12 protein-coding genes, 1 tRNA gene, 1 pseudogene and 1 riboswitch are annotated in these 16,235 nt (G+C 72.7%); of the genes and pseudogenes, 8 read left to right on the top strand and 6 right to left on the bottom strand.

Going from position 1 to position 16,235, the window contains the following annotated elements:
• Nucleotides 1-80 precede the first annotated feature (80 nt).
• Genes treZ through glgX form a run of 3 tightly spaced genes read right to left on the bottom strand, consistent with a single transcriptional unit; the run spans nucleotide 81 to nucleotide 6,600 of the window.
• Nucleotides 81-1,835, bottom strand: a complete 1,755-nt coding sequence (gene treZ, locus LCG91_RS04625; RefSeq protein WP_058727632.1) for a malto-oligosyltrehalose trehalohydrolase — start codon at nucleotides 1,833-1,835, stop codon at nucleotides 81-83.
• Entirely contained in the window at nucleotides 1,832-4,291 is a 2,460-nt protein-coding gene (gene treY, locus LCG91_RS04630) for a malto-oligosyltrehalose synthase (RefSeq protein ID WP_224442652.1), read from the bottom strand. Before treY ends, treZ begins: the two co-directional genes overlap by 4 nt.
• Complete coding sequence (gene glgX / locus LCG91_RS04635; protein ID WP_224442653.1) at nucleotides 4,288-6,600, bottom strand: glycogen debranching protein GlgX; 2,313 nt, start codon at nucleotides 6,598-6,600, stop codon at nucleotides 4,288-4,290. The genes treY and glgX overlap by 4 nt, the downstream gene beginning before the upstream one ends.
• 129 nt (nucleotides 6,601-6,729) lie before the next feature.
• On the opposite strand from glgX, the gene LCG91_RS04640 reads away from it, so the two are divergent.
• From LCG91_RS04640 to LCG91_RS04665, 6 genes and pseudogenes are all read left to right on the top strand, one after another.
• Nucleotides 6,730-7,050 carry a hypothetical protein gene (locus tag LCG91_RS04640; protein ID WP_058727630.1) on the top strand — a complete coding sequence of 107 codons (321 nt, stop codon included), beginning with the start codon at nucleotides 6,730-6,732 and terminating at the stop codon, nucleotides 7,048-7,050.
• A gap of 90 nt (nucleotides 7,051-7,140) precedes the next feature.
• Nucleotides 7,141-7,252: riboswitch (TPP riboswitch) on the top strand.
• Nucleotides 7,248-7,967: an ECF transporter S component gene (locus LCG91_RS04645; RefSeq protein WP_082688247.1), complete on the top strand. Its 720-nt coding sequence runs from the start codon at nucleotides 7,248-7,250 to the stop codon at nucleotides 7,965-7,967. Its footprint overlaps the riboswitch before it by 5 nt.
• 5 nt (nucleotides 7,968-7,972) lie before the next feature.
• A pseudogene (locus LCG91_RS16455) lies at nucleotides 7,973-8,446 on the top strand (ABC transporter ATP-binding protein); the annotation flags it as partial.
• Between the two features lie 532 nt (nucleotides 8,447-8,978).
• A complete protein-coding gene (locus LCG91_RS04655; protein ID WP_224442654.1) occupies nucleotides 8,979-9,767 on the top strand; it encodes an ABC transporter ATP-binding protein in 789 nt (262 codons plus the stop codon).
• Nucleotides 9,764-10,570 (top strand): energy-coupling factor transporter transmembrane component T family protein, encoded by an 807-nt coding sequence (locus LCG91_RS04660; RefSeq protein ID WP_224442655.1) that lies wholly within the window; start codon nucleotides 9,764-9,766, stop codon nucleotides 10,568-10,570. The genes LCG91_RS04655 and LCG91_RS04660 overlap by 4 nt, the downstream gene beginning before the upstream one ends.
• A 40-nt stretch (nucleotides 10,571-10,610) precedes the next feature.
• Nucleotides 10,611-11,261 (top strand): ATP-binding protein, encoded by a 651-nt coding sequence (locus LCG91_RS04665; RefSeq protein WP_224442656.1) that lies wholly within the window; start codon nucleotides 10,611-10,613, stop codon nucleotides 11,259-11,261.
• A 97-nt stretch (nucleotides 11,262-11,358) separates the two neighbouring features.
• On the opposite strand, the gene LCG91_RS04670 is transcribed toward LCG91_RS04665, so the two are convergent.
• The gene (locus LCG91_RS04670) at nucleotides 11,359-12,729 is read right to left on the bottom strand and encodes an MFS transporter (RefSeq protein ID WP_224442657.1); all 1,371 of its coding nucleotides are present in this window, start codon (nucleotides 12,727-12,729) and stop codon (nucleotides 11,359-11,361) included.
• A 100-nt stretch (nucleotides 12,730-12,829) separates the two neighbouring features.
• On the opposite strand from LCG91_RS04670, the gene LCG91_RS04675 reads away from it, so the two are divergent.
• Complete coding sequence (locus LCG91_RS04675) at nucleotides 12,830-14,323, top strand: LLM class flavin-dependent oxidoreductase (protein ID WP_224442658.1); 1,494 nt, start codon at nucleotides 12,830-12,832, stop codon at nucleotides 14,321-14,323.
• Nucleotides 14,320-15,588, top strand: a complete 1,269-nt coding sequence (locus LCG91_RS04680) for an acyl-CoA dehydrogenase family protein (protein WP_224442659.1) — start codon at nucleotides 14,320-14,322, stop codon at nucleotides 15,586-15,588. The genes LCG91_RS04675 and LCG91_RS04680 overlap by 4 nt, the downstream gene beginning before the upstream one ends.
• A gap of 33 nt (nucleotides 15,589-15,621) precedes the next feature.
• Here LCG91_RS04680 and LCG91_RS04685 read toward each other — a convergent pair whose 3' ends face one another.
• Nucleotides 15,622-15,966, bottom strand: a complete 345-nt coding sequence (locus tag LCG91_RS04685) for a metallopeptidase family protein (RefSeq protein WP_058727628.1) — start codon at nucleotides 15,964-15,966, stop codon at nucleotides 15,622-15,624.
• Between the two features lie 75 nt (nucleotides 15,967-16,041).
• Nucleotides 16,042-16,117: transfer RNA gene (locus LCG91_RS04690), tRNA-His, on the bottom strand.
• Nucleotides 16,118-16,235 lie beyond the last annotated feature (118 nt).

Genomic DNA, 16,235 nt, shown 5'->3' on the forward strand with positions numbered 1-16,235 from the left:
CGCGACAGTCCCCCGTGGAAGTTCCACGGGGGACTGTCGCGTTCCCGGACGGGTCGAGGACGACCGTCGCGGAGCGGGCGTCAGCGCAGGACGACCACGCCCCGCGACGAGAACTGCACGACCCCCGCCTCGACGGATGCCTCGCCGAAGCGGTAGAGCTCCTCGCCGGTCGAGTCGGGTACGGGCACCTCGGCCGCGTCGTCGGTGAAGTTCACCACGACGTGCACCGGCTTCGCGTCGGGACCGAGCAGACCGCGGGTGAGCACCAGCCACCGGTCGTCCCCGTCGAAGCGGACGGCGTTCGCCTCGTAGCGGTGGTCGACGAACGCCTGCTCGGTCCGGCGCAGCGCGACGAGCACGCGGTAGGCCCGGAGGATGCGCGCTCCCCGGTCGGAGGTGACGTCCGCCCAGTCGAGCTTCGAGTTCGTGAACGTGGTCGGGTCCTGCGGGTCGGGCACGACCGACTCGTCCCACCCGTGCTCCGCGAATTCGGCGATGCGGCCCTTCGCGGTGATCTCGCCCAGGGCCTTCTCCGGGTGCGAGGTGAAGAACTGCCACGGCGTGGTCGCCGCGAACTCCTCGCCCATGAACAGCATCGGGGTGAAGGGGCCGAGCAGCGTCAGCGCCGCGGCGATGACGAGCGATTCGTCGTCGAGCGTCGCGGCGAGGCGGTCGCCCGCCGCGCGGTTGCCGATCTGGTCGTGGTTCTGGTTCGCGACGACGAGCGCCGTCGCGGGCGAGGTGCCGCGGTCGATCGGTCGTCCGTGTCGCTTCCCCCGGAACGACGACCACGTGCCGTCGTGGAAGAACCCGTGCTCCAGGACCTTCGCCAGCGCCGAGAGCGGTTCGAAGTCGGCGTAGTAGCCGTTCGTCTCACCGGTCACGGCCACGTGGACGGCGTGGTGGAAGTCGTCCGACCACTGGCCGGTGAGGCCGTAGCCCGAGGCCTCCTGCGGACGGAACATGACCGGGTCGTTGAGGTCGGACTCGGCGATCAGCGACAGCGGGCGGCCGACGAACTCGCTGTAGGCCTCGGTCTCCGACGCCATGACCTGCAGCACGTGCGGGCGGGTGGTGTCCCGGATCGCGTGCACGGCATCGAGCCGGAGCCCGTCGACGTGGTGGTCGCGGAACCACATCCGGACGTTGTCCAACACGTACCGACGGACCTCAGGGTGCTCGACGTTGACCGAATCACCCCACGTGTTACCCAGTCCCTGCAGCAGGTACGGACCGTACAGCGGCAGGTAGTTGCCGCTCGGACCGAGGTGGTTGTAGACGACGTCCTGGATGACCCCGAGGCCCAGCGCATGGGCGGTGTCGACGAACCGGTCGTAGGCGTCCGGGCCGCCGTACGGGTGGTGCACCGCGAACCAGCCGACCCCGTCGTAGCCCCAGTTCCACTCGCCGTTGACGGCGTTCACCGGCAGGAGCTCGACGAACTCCACGCCGAGCTCGACGAGGTGGTCGAGCTTGGCGGCGGCAGCGTCGAGCGTGCCCTCGGGGGTGTACGTGCCGACGTGCATCTCGTAGATGACGGCCCCGCGCGCCGGACGACCGGTCCACGCCTCGTCCGTCCACGCGAACCGCTCGGGGTCGACGACCTCGGACGTGCCGTGCACGCCGTCCGGCTGGTAGCGGCTGCGGGGGTCCGGCCGGACGTCCTCGTCGTCGTCGATGCGGAAGCCGTAGCGTGCACCGACCACCGGAGCGATCTCGTCGGTGCTCCACCAGTCGTCGTCACCGCGGGTCAGCGCGTACTCGACGTCGTCGACGACCAGGCGCACGCGCTCCGGGTTCGGCGCCCAGACGGCGTAGCGGGCGGGAACGGTCATGCGTGACCCTCCAGGATCTCGATCTCGGCCTGCTGGTCGGAGACGGCGGTGCCGTCGGACCCGGCGGCCGCGGGTGTGGTCGACGACGTGGACGAGGCGGCGGCTGCCGCACCGTCCGCCGTCGTGGTGTCGGTGAGGTCGGCGGGGACGAGCAGCGCGACCGGAAGGTCGGCGAGCAGTTCCGCGAGCGCGATGCCGCGCGACGCCGGGAAGTGTCGGCCGGTGAGCAGGTCGACGCGGTCGAGCGGCACCGGGTGCACGAGCGTGTCGCCCCAGCCCCCGACCCGCTCGAGCCCGACCGGCAGACGGGTCGCGACGGTCACGGCACCGCCGCGGTCGAACGCCAGCACGTGGTCGGCGGCACTCCCCGAGGCCTCGAGCCCGAGGTAGCGGGTGAACAGCTCGGGGTGGTCACGGCGCAGGCGCAGGGCACGGCTGACCACGAGGGTCTTCACGGCACCGTCGAGCCCGATGGCCGGCAGGTGCTCCGGGCCGTCGTCCTCGGGGCCGTCGAGCCCGGCGAGCACGTGGCGGAGCTCCGTGTAGTCGACCGGTCGACGGTTGTCCGGGTCGACGAGCGATCGGTCCCAGCCCTCGGTGCCCTGGTAGACGTCCGGCACGCCGGGCATCGTCAGCTGCACGAGCTTCTGGCCCAGGCCGTTCGACCACCCGGCCTCGTCCACCACCCGGTCGAGCTCGTCGAGCACCGCCACGACCTCGGGGTCGTCGAACGACGCGTCGACCAGGGCGTGCATCTGCGCCTCGAACGCCTCGTCCGGCTCGGTCCACGTCGTGCTGTCGCCGGCTTCGCGCGAGGCCTTCTCGGCGTAGGCGTGCAGGCGCTCGCGGCTGGCGGGCCGCGCACCGACGATCGCCTGCCAGAGCAGGTCGGCGAACGCGGCGTCGTCGAGCGGGACGAGCGACTGCAGGCGCTCGAGTGCATCGGTCCACTCGGAGCCGAGCTCGGCGAGCACGGTGATGCGTGCGCGGGTGTCCTCGCTGCGCTTGGTGTCGTGCGTGGTGAGCGTGGTCATGGTGTGCGGCCAGCTGCCCTGACGGTCGCGCTGTGCCTGGTGGAAGTCCTCGACGGACACGGCGAACAGGCTCGGGTCCGCGCCGACCTCGCTCAGGGTGGTGAGGCGCGACGTGCGGTAGAACGCGGTGTCCTCGACGCCCTTCGCCATCACCATGCCCGACGTCTGCTGCAGTCGGACGGCCGCCGCGTGAGCCGGATCGACGAGCGCCGGTGCGATGCGGTCGATCACGTCGTCGAGGTCCGGACGGGCCTCGGCAGCGCGCTCGAGGGCGTCGATGAGGTGGTGGACCCCCTCGGGCAGGTACGTCCGGTAGACCTCGAACGAGGCGACGATCTCGGCGACCGCGTCCACGATCCGGTCCTCGGGCACGTCGGGCGCCACGGGGGCGAGGAGCCGGGCGAGCCGACGGACCTCGCTGCCGAGGATGCCGTCCGCGATCCCGCGTCGGGTGTCGTGCGTGAGCTGCTGCCAGTCGGTCGGCTCGGCGCCGGAGGCGGCCGTGAGCGGCTGCTCGCCGGCGGGGTCGACGAACACCCGGTCGACCACCGCGAGGGCGTCGTACCCGGTGGTGCCGTCGACGGGCCACGACGACGGGAGCTGCTCGCCGGGCTCGAGGATCTTCTCGACGAGCGTGTACGCACCGCCGGTCAGCTCGTGCAGGTCCTGCAGGTACCCGGCGGGGTCGTACAGGCCGTCCGGGTGGTCGATGCGCAGGCCGTCCACGAGCCCGTCGCGGAACCATCCGCCGATCGTCGCGTGTGAGGACGCGAACACCTCGGGCTCCTCGACCCGGATGGCGGCGAGGGTGTTCACCGCGAAGAACCGGCGGTAGTTGAGGTCGTGGTCGGCTCGCTTCCAGTGCACGAACTCGTAGTGCTGGCGGGCGTGCACGGTCTCGACGTCGTCGCCGTCCTGCACGGTGCCTTCGGCGGTCGGGTAGGCGGTCTCACCGACGTACAGCCGACCGTCGCGGAGCTCGACCGCATCGAGGAGCCGGTCGTCGAGCACCGGGATGCGGATTCGCCCGTCGCCGGCCTGCCAGTCGACGTCGAAGGCCCACGCGACGGGCGAGCCCTGGCCGGACTCGAGCAGCGACCACCACCAGGGGTTCGCCTCGGGGGTGGCGACGCCGACGTGGTTCGGCACGATGTCGACGAGCACGCCCAGACCGGCGGCGTGCGCAGCCTCGGCGAGCGCCCGGAGCGCGGCGTCGCCGCCACGCTCGGTGTCGACGTGCGAGTGGTCGACGACGTCGTAGCCGTGCTGGGAACCGGGTTCGGCCTGCAGCACGGGGGAGAGGTAGACCCAGTCCGCACCGAGGGTGCGGATGTGGTCGACCACGCCCCGGGCGGCGGCGAGGTCGAAGTCGGCGGTGACCTGCAGCCGGTAGGTGGACGTGGGGACGCGGCGAGCGCTCACGCGGTGGCTCCTGTGGGTTCGGGTTCGGTGTCGGGCGAGTCGGTGTCGGTGGAGTCGGGGTCCGCGGCGGGTGCGGAGGGGGACGACGGGGCAGCGGTGGACCCGGGATCGGTCGCGGACGCGGCGGTCGACGCCGCCGGGTTCGTCGGGGTGGACTGCCGCCCGCCCTCGACCGACTCGACCTCGGTGGTGGTGACCTCGTGGTCGGGCTCCGCGCGGAGCACGATCATCGACCGCGCCGGCACGTCGAGCGGGGTCCCCGCGTCGAGCACGGTCTCGCGCGCCCCGGGTTCAGCCGTGTCGATGCGCACGGTCCACCCGGGGGAGTACTCCTCGGGCGGCAGCGTGAAGGTCACGACGTCGTCGTGGGCGTTGTAGTAGGTCAGGAACGCCACGTCGGTGACGCGCTCGCCCCAGCGGTCGCGCCCGCGGATGCCCTCGCCGTTCAGGTACATGCCGACGCTCTTGCCGAAGCCGGAGTCCCAGTCCTCCGGGTCCATCGCGTCGCCGGAGGGGGTCAGCCACACGACGTCGGGCAGGGGCTCGCCCTCGCCTCGACGCACCGGGCGGCCGTTGAAGTAGCGGGTGCGGCGGAAGGTCGGGTGGTCGTGCCGGAGCTTCACGACGTCGGCGGTGAACTGCACGAGTTCGTCGTCGGCGTGCTCCCAGTCGATCCAGCTGATCGCGGAGTCCTGCGCGTACACGTTGTTGTTGCCGTGCTGCGTCCGGCCGAGTTCGTCGCCGTGGGCGATCATCGGCACGCCCTGGCTCAGCAACAGCGTGGCGAGGAAGTTCCGCCGACGCTGGAGCCGGAGTGCCGCGACGTCGGGGTCGTCCGTCGGCCCCTCGACCCCGGAGTTCCAGGACCGGTTGTGGCTCTCGCCGTCGTTGTTGTCCTCGCCGTTGGCCTCGTTGTGCTTCTCGTTGTAGGCGACGAGGTCGTACAGGGTGAAGCCGTCGTGCGCGGTGATGAAGTTGATGCTGGCCTTGGGCGTCCGGCCGTCGTGCTCGTACAGGTCCGCCGACCCGGAGATGCGCGAGGCGAACTCACCGAGGGTCGACGGCTCGCCCCGCCAGAAGTCGCGCACCGTGTCGCGGTACTTGCCGTTCCACTCCGACCACTGCGGCGGGAAGTTGCCGACCTGGTACCCGCCGGGGCCGACGTCCCACGGCTCGGCGATGAGCTTCACCTGCGACACGATCGGGTCCTGCTGCACCAGTTCGAAGAAGGCCGCGAGCCGGTCGACCTCGTAGAACTCGCGGGCGAGCGCCGCGGCGAGGTCGAAGCGGAACCCGTCGACGTGCATCTCGGTGACCCAGTAGCGCAGGGAGTCCATGATGAGCTGCAGCGAGTGTGGGTGGCCGACGTTGAGCGAGTTGCCCGTGCCGGTCGTGTCCATGTAGTACCGCTTGTCGTCCTCGACCAGGCGGTAGTAGGCGGCGTTGTCGATGCCGCGGAACGACAGCGTCGGGCCGAGGTGGTTGCCCTCTGCCGTGTGGTTGTAGACGACGTCGAGGACCACCTCGATGCCCGCGCGGTGGAGCTCGCGGACCATCGCCTTGAACTCCTGCACCTGCTGGCCGCGGTCGCCGGAGGACGAGTAGTGCGAGTGCGGGGCGAAGAACCCGATGGTGTTGTAGCCCCAGTAGTTCGACAGCCCCTTCTCCTGCAGCGTCGAGTCGTTGACGAACTGGTGCACGGGCATGAGCTCGAGCGTCGTGATCCCGAGCCGCTTGAGGTGCTCGATGACGGCTGGGTGGGCGACGCCGGCGTAGGTGCCGCGCTGCTCCTCGGGCACGTCGGGGTGCGTCTCGGTGAGGCCCTTGACGTGCGCCTCGTAGATGACCGTCTCGCCATAGGGGATCCGGGGAGCCCGGTCGCCCTGCCAGTCGAAGAACGGGTTGATGACGACGCCCTTCATCATGTGGGACGCCGAGTCCTGGTCGTCGGTCGAGTCCGGGTCGCCGAACGTGTACGAGAACAGCGCCTGGTCCCAGTCGATGTCGCCGCTCGTCGCCTTGGCGTACGGGTCGAGGAGCAGCTTGTTCGGGTTGCCGCGCAGCCCGTTCGCCGGGTCGTACGGGGCGTGCACGCGGAAGCCGTACTCCTGCCCCGGGGCGACGTTCGGCAGGTACGCGTGCCAGACGTGGGCGTCCACCTCGACCAGGTCGACGCACTCCTCGTTCCCCGCGTCGTCGAAGAGGCACAGTTCCACACGGTCGGCGACCTCGCTGAACAGGGCGAAGTTCGTGCCGCTGCCGTCGTAGGTCGCCCCGAGGGGGTACGGGTTGCCGGGCCAGGTGTGCAAACGGTCCTCCAGGTGTGGGTTTCGTCAACATATCGGCGCGAGCCTCCGGCGTCCGCAGACAAGCCACAGCCGTGGACACCGTGGGCCCGATCCCGCCCTGTGGAGGAACCGCCGAGTAGCCTCGCGCGCATGGCCAACATCGTGAGTCAGATCGCAGACAAGGTGCGCCCGGTGGGCGTCTCGACGAACTACGGGGAGCCGGTCGAGGTCGGCGACCAGACCCTGATCCCGGTGTCGATCGGCTGGTTCGGCTTCGGCGCCGGCGGGGACGACGAGAACGGCGGTGGCGGCGGTGGCGGCGCCTCGATCCCCGTCGGCGCCTACGTGCGTCGACCCGGCCAGGACCTGCAGTTCGAGCCCAACCTCATCTCGCTGCTCGCCGTGAGCATCCCCACCATCTGGGTGACCGGCAAGGCCCTGAGCAAGGTGATCCGCGCCCTGAAGAAGTGACCCACCGGACGGGAGGCCCGTGGCGACGCCGCCACGGGCCTCCCGTCCGTCACGTGGGCGCGTCACACGTCGCGACCGCGTCTAGACTGCTGCCACACACACGGGAGTCCGGGACCGCCGGGCTGAGAGGGAGCGAACGGCGCTCCGACCGTCGAACCTGATCCGGGTCATGCCGGCGCAGGGAGGAGTCAGCAACCATGCCTGCAACCACGCAGTCCGCAGTACCGTCCACCGCCCCGAAGCGCTCGCTGCGCTGGCGGGTCGTCGACATCGTCGTCGCCAGCGTCCTCGCCGTCGCGATCGGTGTCGTCTTCAAGCTCTGGGAGTTCGGCTACGAGCCGATCAGCGCCGTGGCCGGTCTGGTCCTGCCGGGCACCCAGGCGCTCTTCGGCGGGGTCTGGCTGCTCGCCGGACCGGTCGTCGCGATCGTCGTCCGGAAGCCCGGCGCCGCACTCTACGCCGAGATGGTCGCCGCCAGCGTCGAGGCGCTGCTCGGCACGCAGTGGGGGTGGCTGACGCTCGAGGCCGGCCTCGTGCAGGGCCTCGGCGCCGAGCTCGTGCTCGCGCTGTTCCTGTACCGCGCCTACCGCCTGCCGGTCGTCGTGCTCGCCGGAGCCGCCGCCGGCCTCGCCCTCGGCATCAACGACACGGTGCTCTGGTACCCGGGGCTCGACGCTGCGTTCAAGACCGTCTACGTCGTGTCCGCCGTGGTGTCCGGCGCCGTGATCGCCGGGCTCGGCTCGTGGCTGCTCGTGCGGGCGCTCGCCGCGACCGGGGTGCTCTCCTCGTTCGCCGCCGGACGTGAGCACGCGCGACGGTCGCAGGCCCCGGGGACGACCTCGGCGGACGCAGTGGCCACCGACACCACGACGCCTGCCGCCGAGCAGGCCGAGCGCGGGTCCCGCGCCACCCGGTGACGACCGTGTCGTCCTCGGGGGCGGCGCGCGTCGCCTTCCGTGACTGGGGCTGGCGGTACGCCGGGCGGGACGCCTGGGCGGTCCGTGGCCTGGACCTCGTCGTCGAGCCGGGTGAGCGTGTCGCGGTCGTCGGTCCCTCGGGCGCCGGCAAGTCGACGGTGCTCCGCGCGGTGGCGGCGGTCCTGGCCGACGAGCCCGACCCCGACGACGACACCGCGGCCGCCGTGCAGGGCTCGGTCCTGGTCGATGACGTCGATCCCCGCGCGGTCCGCGGGCGCGTCGGCCTCGTCATGCAGGACCCCGAGGCCCACACGGTGATGTCACGCATCGGCGACGACGTCGCGTTCGGGTGCGAGAACACCGGGGTGCCCCGAGCCGAGACCTGGGAACGGGTCCGGCACGCACTCGGGGTCGTCGGACTCGACCTGCCGCTCGACCGTTCCACGAGCCGGCTCTCCGGCGGGCAGCGGCAGCGTCTGGCGCTCGCGGGCGTGCTCGCGATGCGTCCGGGCGTGCTCGTGCTCGACGAGCCCTGCGCCAACCTCGATCCCGAGGGGGTGGCGCAGGTCCACGACTCCGTCCGGGCGTTGCTCGACACGACCGGCGCGACCATGCTCGTGGTCGAGCACCGGATCGGCACCTGGCTCGACCTGGTCGACCGCCTCGTGCTGCTCGAGCCGGGCGGCGGTGTCGTGGCGGACGGCGCTCCGGCGACGGTGCTCGCCGAGCACGGGGCTGCCCTGACCGCGGCCGGCGTCTGGGTGCCGGGCGCCGGTCCGGCCCGGGGCTCGTCCCGAGCGGCCGGCGGTCCGTCGCGAGCGGCCGGCGGCGCATCGCGAGGGGGGCGGGGTCGCGTCGCGAGGGGGCGATGGCGCGTCGCGCGGAAGCGGGGTCGCGTCCCGCGGGGACGGCGCTCCGTCATGGGCCGACCGCCGTCCGTCCCGAGCGGGCGGAACCGCACCGGGTGCACCGCGCGCCGAGGGCACGTCCCGCCCGCTCGACGGGGGAGCGGTGCTGCTCGAGGCGCTGGGACTCGCGACCGCGCGCGGGAGCATCCTCCGACGCACCGGCGGCACCCGCGTCGGCAGCGACATCGACCTCGGGGTGCGGCGCGGCCGGGTCCTCGCGGTCACCGGTCCGAACGGCATCGGCAAGTCGACGCTCGGCCTCACCCTCGCCGGACTCCTGCGACCCGCGGGCGGCACGCTCGAGGCGATGCCGGCGCTGGCCGGGGACGTCGGTGCTGCGCCGTACCGCTGGACGAGCCGACAGCTCGCGTCCCGGATCGGCACGGTGTTCCAGGACCCCGGGCACCAGTTCGTCGCACGGAGCGTCCGCGAGGAACTCGCCGCCGGTCCGCGCGTGCTCGGCCTGCCGGACGCCGACGAACGGGTGGAGGACCTCCTCGACCTGTTCGGGTTGCGGCACCTCGCCGACGCCAACCCGTTCACGCTGTCCGGGGGCGAGCAGCGGCGGCTCGCGATCGGCGCCGTCGTCGCATCGAGGCCGCCGGTGGTCGTGCTGGACGAGCCGACCTCGGGGCAGGACCGCGCGACCTGGCAGGCCGTGGTCGACCTGCTCGGGGCGACGGCGGACGCCGGGACGGCACTCGTCGTGGTGACGCACGACCGTGACCTCGTCCGCGCGCTCGACGCCGACGAGGTGGTGCTCGCCGCAGACGGCGCACACCCCGTGTCGACGACGAGCGGCGGCGACGCGTCGTCGGCGGACGCACGGGCCGAACCCGTGACGAGCGGCGGCGCCGACCTGGACCGACCGACCACGGAGGTGCCCCGGTGACCACCGCGACCACGCGGGCCGACGACGGCGGCCGAGCCGTGCCTCCCGGCCGGACCCGACGCGGGATCGCCGGCACCCAGCCCGTGGCGGCGATGCTCGGCGTGCTCGCGCTCGGCGTGTGCCTCGTGACGAGCCTCGACGTCGTGTCCGCGACGGTCGCGCTCGCGCTGGAGCTGCTGCTCCTGCCGGTGCTCCGGATCCCACCGCGGACCCTGCTGCTGCGCGCGTCGCCGGTGCTCGTCGCCGTACCCCTGACCGCGCTGAGCATCGCGCTGTACGGACGGCCCTCCGGGCGGGAGTGGTTCGACCTCGGCTTCGCGCACGTCACCGACGGGTCGCTGACGCTCGCGCTGGCGACCGCGCTGCGCGTCCTCGCGGTCGGGCTGCCGGCGGTCCTGCTCTTCGTCGGGGTCGACCCGACCGACCTGGCCGACGGGCTCGCACAGCTGCTGCGGCTGCCGGCGCGGTTCGTGCTGGGGGCCCTCGCCGCGGTCCGGATGACGACCCTGCTCGGCGAGGACTGGCGCCAGCTCGCGATGGCGCGACGAGCTCGGGGGCTCGCCGACCACGGACGGCTGCGGCGCGGGGCGTCGATGGCGTTCGCCCTGCTCGTGCTCGCGCTCCGACGGGCGACCACCCTGGCGGTGGCGATGGAGTCGCGCGGGTTCGGCGCTCCCGGTCCACGGACGTGGGCGCGGCCGGCACGGTTCGCGGGACCGGAGTGGGCGGTGCTCGCCGTGCTGGTGGGCATCGGTGTCGTGTCGATCGCCGTTGCCGTGGCCCTCGGGACCTGGCGTGCCTGACGTCGGGCGGCCCGCGCCCGCCGGAGCCAGCGGGCCCCCGATGTCCGGCGCGCTGCCTTCCGGGTCCGCGACGCCCGGCGCGCTGCCTTCCGGGTCCGCGGCTCGCGGCTCGGCGCCCGGCGGACCCGCGGCGCAGGAAACGCAGCCCGACGGGCGCACGGCGCCCGACGCGGCGCTCGTCGAGGGGCTCGCCGCTGCCGCGGCCGGGGCTGCTGCCGCCACGGGACGGCGGCTCGTCGTCCTGGTCGACGGACGCTCGGGGACCGGGAAGACCACGCTCGGCGATGCCCTCGCGGCACGGCTCGGCGCCGGGGTCGTGCACCTCGACGACGTCTACCCCGGGTGGGACGGGCTGCGGGCGGCTTCCGATGCGGTGGTTTCGGACCTGCTCGGGCCGCCGTCGGGGTACCGGCGCTGGGACTGGGAGCGGTCCGAGCCGACGGAGTGGGTGACGATCGAGCCGGACGCGCCGCTGGTGGTCGAGGGGTGCGGCGCGGTCTCCCGGGCGTCCGCTCCGCTCGCGACGCTCCGGGTGTGGCTCGAGGCCGACGACGAGGTCCGACGCGACCGGGCGATCGGCCGCGACGGCGAGGTGTTCGCCCGCGAGTGGGAGCGCTGGGCCGCGCAGGAGCGGGCGTTCATCGCCGCCGAGGGGCCGGCAGCGCTGGCGGACGTGGTCGTCCGGACGTAGGGAGGGGCGGGCCGGCGGCGACTCGTCCGGCGAGTTCACGCGCCCAGCGACACCTCACGCCCGTCGGGACCCGTGAAGTGTCGCTGAGCGCGTGGAGTCACTCGGCGCGACCGGCGCCGCCGCGCGGACCGCCGTCCGCCCGCCGCGCGTCGCGCACCGGGTCCACCGCGAACACCGCGGCCACGACCGAGAGCACCGCGTACACCCCGAGGTACGCGCACAGGATCCACGGCGAACCCCCGCCCACCTCGACGAACACCGCCGCGAGCAACGGCGTCAGCCCCACCGAGAAGATCGACCCGATCTGGTACCCGAGGCTCATCCCCGAGTACCGGCGCCCGGTCGGGAACTGCTCCGCGAACCACGCCGCCTGCGGCCCGTAGATGCTGTCGTGGAACACGCTCATGCCGATCAGCGCCACGAGGGGCAGCAGCACGAGGGGCCCGGCGTCGAGGAACGCGAAGAACGGCCAGATCAGCACCGCGATCCCGATAGCCGACCCCATCGCGAGCGGCCGGCGCCCGACCCGGTCCGACAGCCACCCCCAGAACGGCGTCGACACGAGCGACACCGCCGAGATCACGAGCACCGCCTGCAGACCTGCTGCCGACCCCTCCTCGCCGCGCTTCGCCCCGAGGTAGGTCAGCGAGTACGTCGTCAGGATCGAGTACAGCGCCGGCTGCACGAGCCGCAGCCCGGCGGTCACCAGGATCGACCGCGGGTGCCGGCGGATCGCCTGCCACACCGGGAACCGCTCGACACCACCGGATGCGCGCAGCTCCTGGAACACCGGGGCGTCCTGGACACCGAGCCGGATGACGAGTCCGACCGCGACGATCACCGCCGAGAACAGGAACGGCAGTCGCCAGCCCCACGCCAGGAACGCGTCGTTGCCGAGCACCGTCCGCACGAGGGTGAACACCCCGGTCGCCAGGAGCATCCCGCACGCGGACCCCATCTGGGTGAACGCCCCGAACAGCCCCCGGTGCCGCACCGGTGCGTGCTCGACCGACAGCAGCGCCGACCCGCCCCACTCGGCACCCGCGGCGACACCCTGCAGCAGCCGGAGGACCACGAGCGCCACGACGGCGCCGACCCCGATCGTCGCGGCGGAGGGGATGACTCCGATGAGCGTCGACGCGATCCCCATGAGCACGAGCGACGCGACGAGCAGCTTCTTCCGCCCGATCCGGTCACCCAGGTGCCCCGCCACGATCCCGCCGAGCGGCCGCGCCACGAACCCGACGCCGTAGGTCGCGAACGACGCGATCACACCGACGGCGGGCGTCACCGACGGGAAGAAGGTGGGCGCGAACACGAGCGCCGAGGCCGTCGCGTACAGGTAGAAGTCGTAGTACTCGACGGTCGTCCCGACGAACGACGCGAGGGCGACGCGACGTCGGGTCGCGTTCGTCGACGGATCGGCGGGACGGACGGGAGGCGCGGCTGCGGTCGTCTGGGTCGGCATGACCCTGGAGCATGGTCGCCACCGGGCCGCGACGGAACACCGCCCGTAACGCGAGGTCACGTCACGTCGCCAGCGCGACGTCGGTCGACACCATGGGTCCATGAGCGATGCACCGACCCGTCCGCTGCGCTTCGCGGCCTTCGTCATGAACACGACGTCGCACATCCAGCACGGCCTCTGGCGGCACCCCGACGCCCGGCAGGCCGACTTCGACGACGTCACCCTGTGGACCGACCTGGCCAGGACGCTCGAACGGGGCAGGTTCGACGCGATGTTCTTCGCCGACGTCGTCGGTACGTACGGGCCCGCCCGCGGCGACTACGCGACGAACCTCCGCGAGGGCCTGCAGATCCCCTCGAACGACCCGTCCGTGCTGCTCTCCGCGCTCGCCGTGTCCACGGAGCACCTCGGCCTGGCGTTCACGTCGAGCGTCATCCAGGCGCACCCGTTCGACTTCGCCCGCAAGGTCTCCACGCTCGACCACATCACCCGTGGCCGCATCGGCTGGAACGTCGTCACGAGCGCCCTCGACAGCGCCGCCCGGAACTTCGGGGCTGACCGGCTCGAGGAGCACGACGAGCGCTACGCCTGGGCCGAGGAGTACCTCGAGGTCTGCGCGAAGCTCTGGGAGGGGTCGTGGGACGACGGTGCCGTGCTCAAGGACCCGGAGCGCGGGTACGCCGACCCGGAGAAGGTGCACCGCATCGACCACCACGGGAAGCGGTACGACGTGCAGGGGCCGCACCTCAGCGCTCCCTCGCCACAGCGAACGCCGGTGCTGTTCCAGGCCGGGTCCTCGCCGGCCGGTCGGGCCTTCGCCGCGCGGAACGCCGAGGCCCAGTTCATCCTGACCTCGAACCGCGACGCCACCGAGCAGCTCATCCGTGAGACCCGCGACCTCGCCGCCGCAGCCGGCCGACGCCGCGAGGACATCGCGTTCTTCCTCGGCCTGACCTTCGTCACCGGGTCCACCGAGGCCGAGGCAAAGGCGAAGGAGGCCGAGATCGACGAGTACCTCGCGGCCGACGGCTTCCTCGTGCACTCGAACCTCGGCTTCGACCCCGACACCGGCGAACCGCTCGACCCGGCGACGCCCCTGTCCGAGGTCCGGACGCACGCCGGGCAGTCGCACCTCCAGTGGCTCCGGGAGGCCGCCGGCGACCGCGAGCCGACCATCGCCGACCTGGCCCGGCTGTCCGCCAAGCTCCGCGCCCGCGTCGTCGGGACACCGGAGCAGATCGCCGACGAGCTCGCCGCCTGGCAGCGCGTCGGTGTCGACGGGGTGAACGTCATCAACTGGACGCTGCCCGGCTCCTACGAGGAGTTCGTCGACCACGTCGCGCCGACCTTGCAACAGCGCGGACTCATGCAGTCCGAGTACCGGGAGGGCACCCTCCGCGAGAAGCTCTTCGGCCATCCGCAGCTCCCGGACTCGCACCCGGCCAGGCGGTGGCGCGGGGCGTTCTCCGGCGGGTCGAGCGGGTCCGGCGGGTCCGGCGGGTCTGGCGTGACTGGCGTGACTGGCGGGTCCGGCGCGTCCGGCGCCGCGACGGGCGCGGACGGCGGGCGCGACGCAGTCGAGGTGACCGCGTGACCGACGCGACGACGACCGACGGGGCTGCTCCGCGCCTCCAGACCGACCGACTCGCGGCACTGCGGGACCACTTCGCCCCGGTCTTCGACCGCATCCGCGAGGGGGCCGTCGGACGCGAGCTGGCGTCCGGGACGCCGGGGGAGCGGGAACTGCCGCACGCCGAGGTGCGGGCGCTGGCGGAGGCGGGCTTCGGTCGCCTCCGCGTGCCCGAGGACCGCGGCGGGTCCGGTGTGACGCTCGTGGAGCTGGCGCACCTGGTGGCGGACCTCGCGGCGGCGGACTCGAACATCGCGCACCTGTGGCGCGGGCACTTCGGGTACACCGAACTCGTGCTCCTGCGTCCGGATTCGCCCGTTCGCGACGAGTGGCTGCAGCGGATCGTCGACGGGGCGGTCGTGGGGAACGCGACCTCGGAACGGACCGGAACCACGCTCGCCGACATCTCGACGACCGTCGCGCCAGATGCCGACGGGACGTGGCGACTCGACGGACGGAAGTTCTACTCGACCGGCACGCTCTACGCCGACTGGATCTACCTGGCGGCCGACCGCGACGGCGAGCGGGTGACGTTCGCGGTGCCCACTGGTGCCCCGGGTGTCACCGGGATCGACGACTGGGACGGGTTCGGACAGCGGCTCACCGCCTCGGGGACGACCGTGTTCTCCGGCGTCGCGGTCGACGAGTCCGTGATCTCGGCGTACCGGGACGCACCGTTGTCGCACATCCAGGCCTTCTACCAGCTGTACCTGCTGGCGGTCCTCGCGGGGATCGGGCAGGCGGTCGTCGACGATGCGGTGGCGTTCGTCCGACCGCGGACCCGGACGTACATCCACGCGAACGCCGCCGTGCCGGGGGACGACCCGCAGGTGCTCGCCGTGCTCGGGCGGCTGTCGGCCGGAGCGTTCATGGCCCGGTCGCTCGTCGCTGCGGCGGCCGGACTGCTCGACGGGGTCGTGGCGACGAACGTGCCGGGGGCCGGCGTCGACCACGCGCTGCTCGACGCGGCCGAGAACGCCGTCTACCAGGCGCAGGTCGAGGTCGGGCCGCGGGTGCTGCGGGCGGCCACGGAGTTGTTCGAGGTCGGCGGGGCCTCGGCGGCGGATCGGACCCGGGCGCTCGACCGGCACTGGCGGAACGCCCGGGTCGTGGCGTCGCACAACCCGGCCGTGTACAAGGAACGGCTCGTGGGCGAGTACGTGCTGCACGGGCGGGGGCCGGTCGACGCGTGGGAGCGGTACCACGAGGTGGGGCCGACGCGGTTCTGAGGGCGGGGCGGGGCGGCGCAGTGCTGCGCTGCGCTACGCCCAGCCGAGTTCGTGAAGCCGGGCGTCGTCGATGCCGTAGAAGTGCCCGATCTCGTGGACGAGCGTGGTGTGCACCTCGTCGCGGAGTTCCTCGACGGTGTCGCACTCCTCCAGGTGCTGCTTCCGGAACACCACGATCCGGTCCGGCAGCTCGCCGAACCCGTACTGCCCGCGCTCGGTCGCGGCGACCCCCTCGTAGACGCCGAACAGGTCGGAGCCGTCCTCGGGTTCGTCCTCGACGACGAACACCACGTTGTCGAGCCCGTCGACCATCTCGTCGGGCAGCAGGTCGAGCTCGTCGGACACGAGCTGCTCGAACGCGTCGGCGGACATCTCCATCACGACGTCGATCGTGGCACACCGGCATCGGAGAACGACGAAGGCCCCGTCCTCTCGGACGGGGCCTTCACGAACTGGGGTGAGTAACGGGTCTCGAACCCGCGACCTCCTAGACCACAACCAGGCGCTCTACCAACTGAGCTATACCCACCATGTACACGCTGGCGGACCGGCGCGACCACTCAATAGTAGTACATGCCGGAGGCTCCTCCGACCAGGCGTGTCGCCGTCGCCTCGGTGCTGACTCGTCGGCGCACCACCGCTGGGTG

The organism is Curtobacterium sp. TXMA1 (assembly GCF_020162095.1).
In the GTDB taxonomy this organism is placed as follows: domain Bacteria; phylum Actinomycetota; class Actinomycetes; order Actinomycetales; family Microbacteriaceae; genus Curtobacterium.

Excerpts from the sequence above, each read along its gene's own strand:
- treZ (WP_058727632.1), bottom strand. The coding sequence starts at position 1,835 with ATGACCGTTCCCGCCCGCTACGCCGTCTGGGCGCCGAACCCGGAGCGC.
- LCG91_RS04675 (WP_224442658.1), top strand. The coding sequence starts at position 12,830 with ATGAGCGATGCACCGACCCGTCCGCTGCGCTTCGCGGCCTTCGTCATG.
- LCG91_RS04670 (WP_224442657.1), bottom strand. The coding sequence starts at position 12,729 with ATGCCGACCCAGACGACCGCAGCCGCGCCTCCCGTCCGTCCCGCCGAT.
- LCG91_RS04645 (WP_082688247.1), top strand. The coding sequence starts at position 7,248 with ATGCCTGCAACCACGCAGTCCGCAGTACCGTCCACCGCCCCGAAGCGC.
- LCG91_RS04665 (WP_224442656.1), top strand. The coding sequence starts at position 10,611 with ATGTCCGGCGCGCTGCCTTCCGGGTCCGCGACGCCCGGCGCGCTGCCT.
- LCG91_RS04685 (WP_058727628.1), bottom strand. The coding sequence starts at position 15,966 with ATGGAGATGTCCGCCGACGCGTTCGAGCAGCTCGTGTCCGACGAGCTC.
- LCG91_RS04640 (WP_058727630.1), top strand. The coding sequence starts at position 6,730 with ATGGCCAACATCGTGAGTCAGATCGCAGACAAGGTGCGCCCGGTGGGC.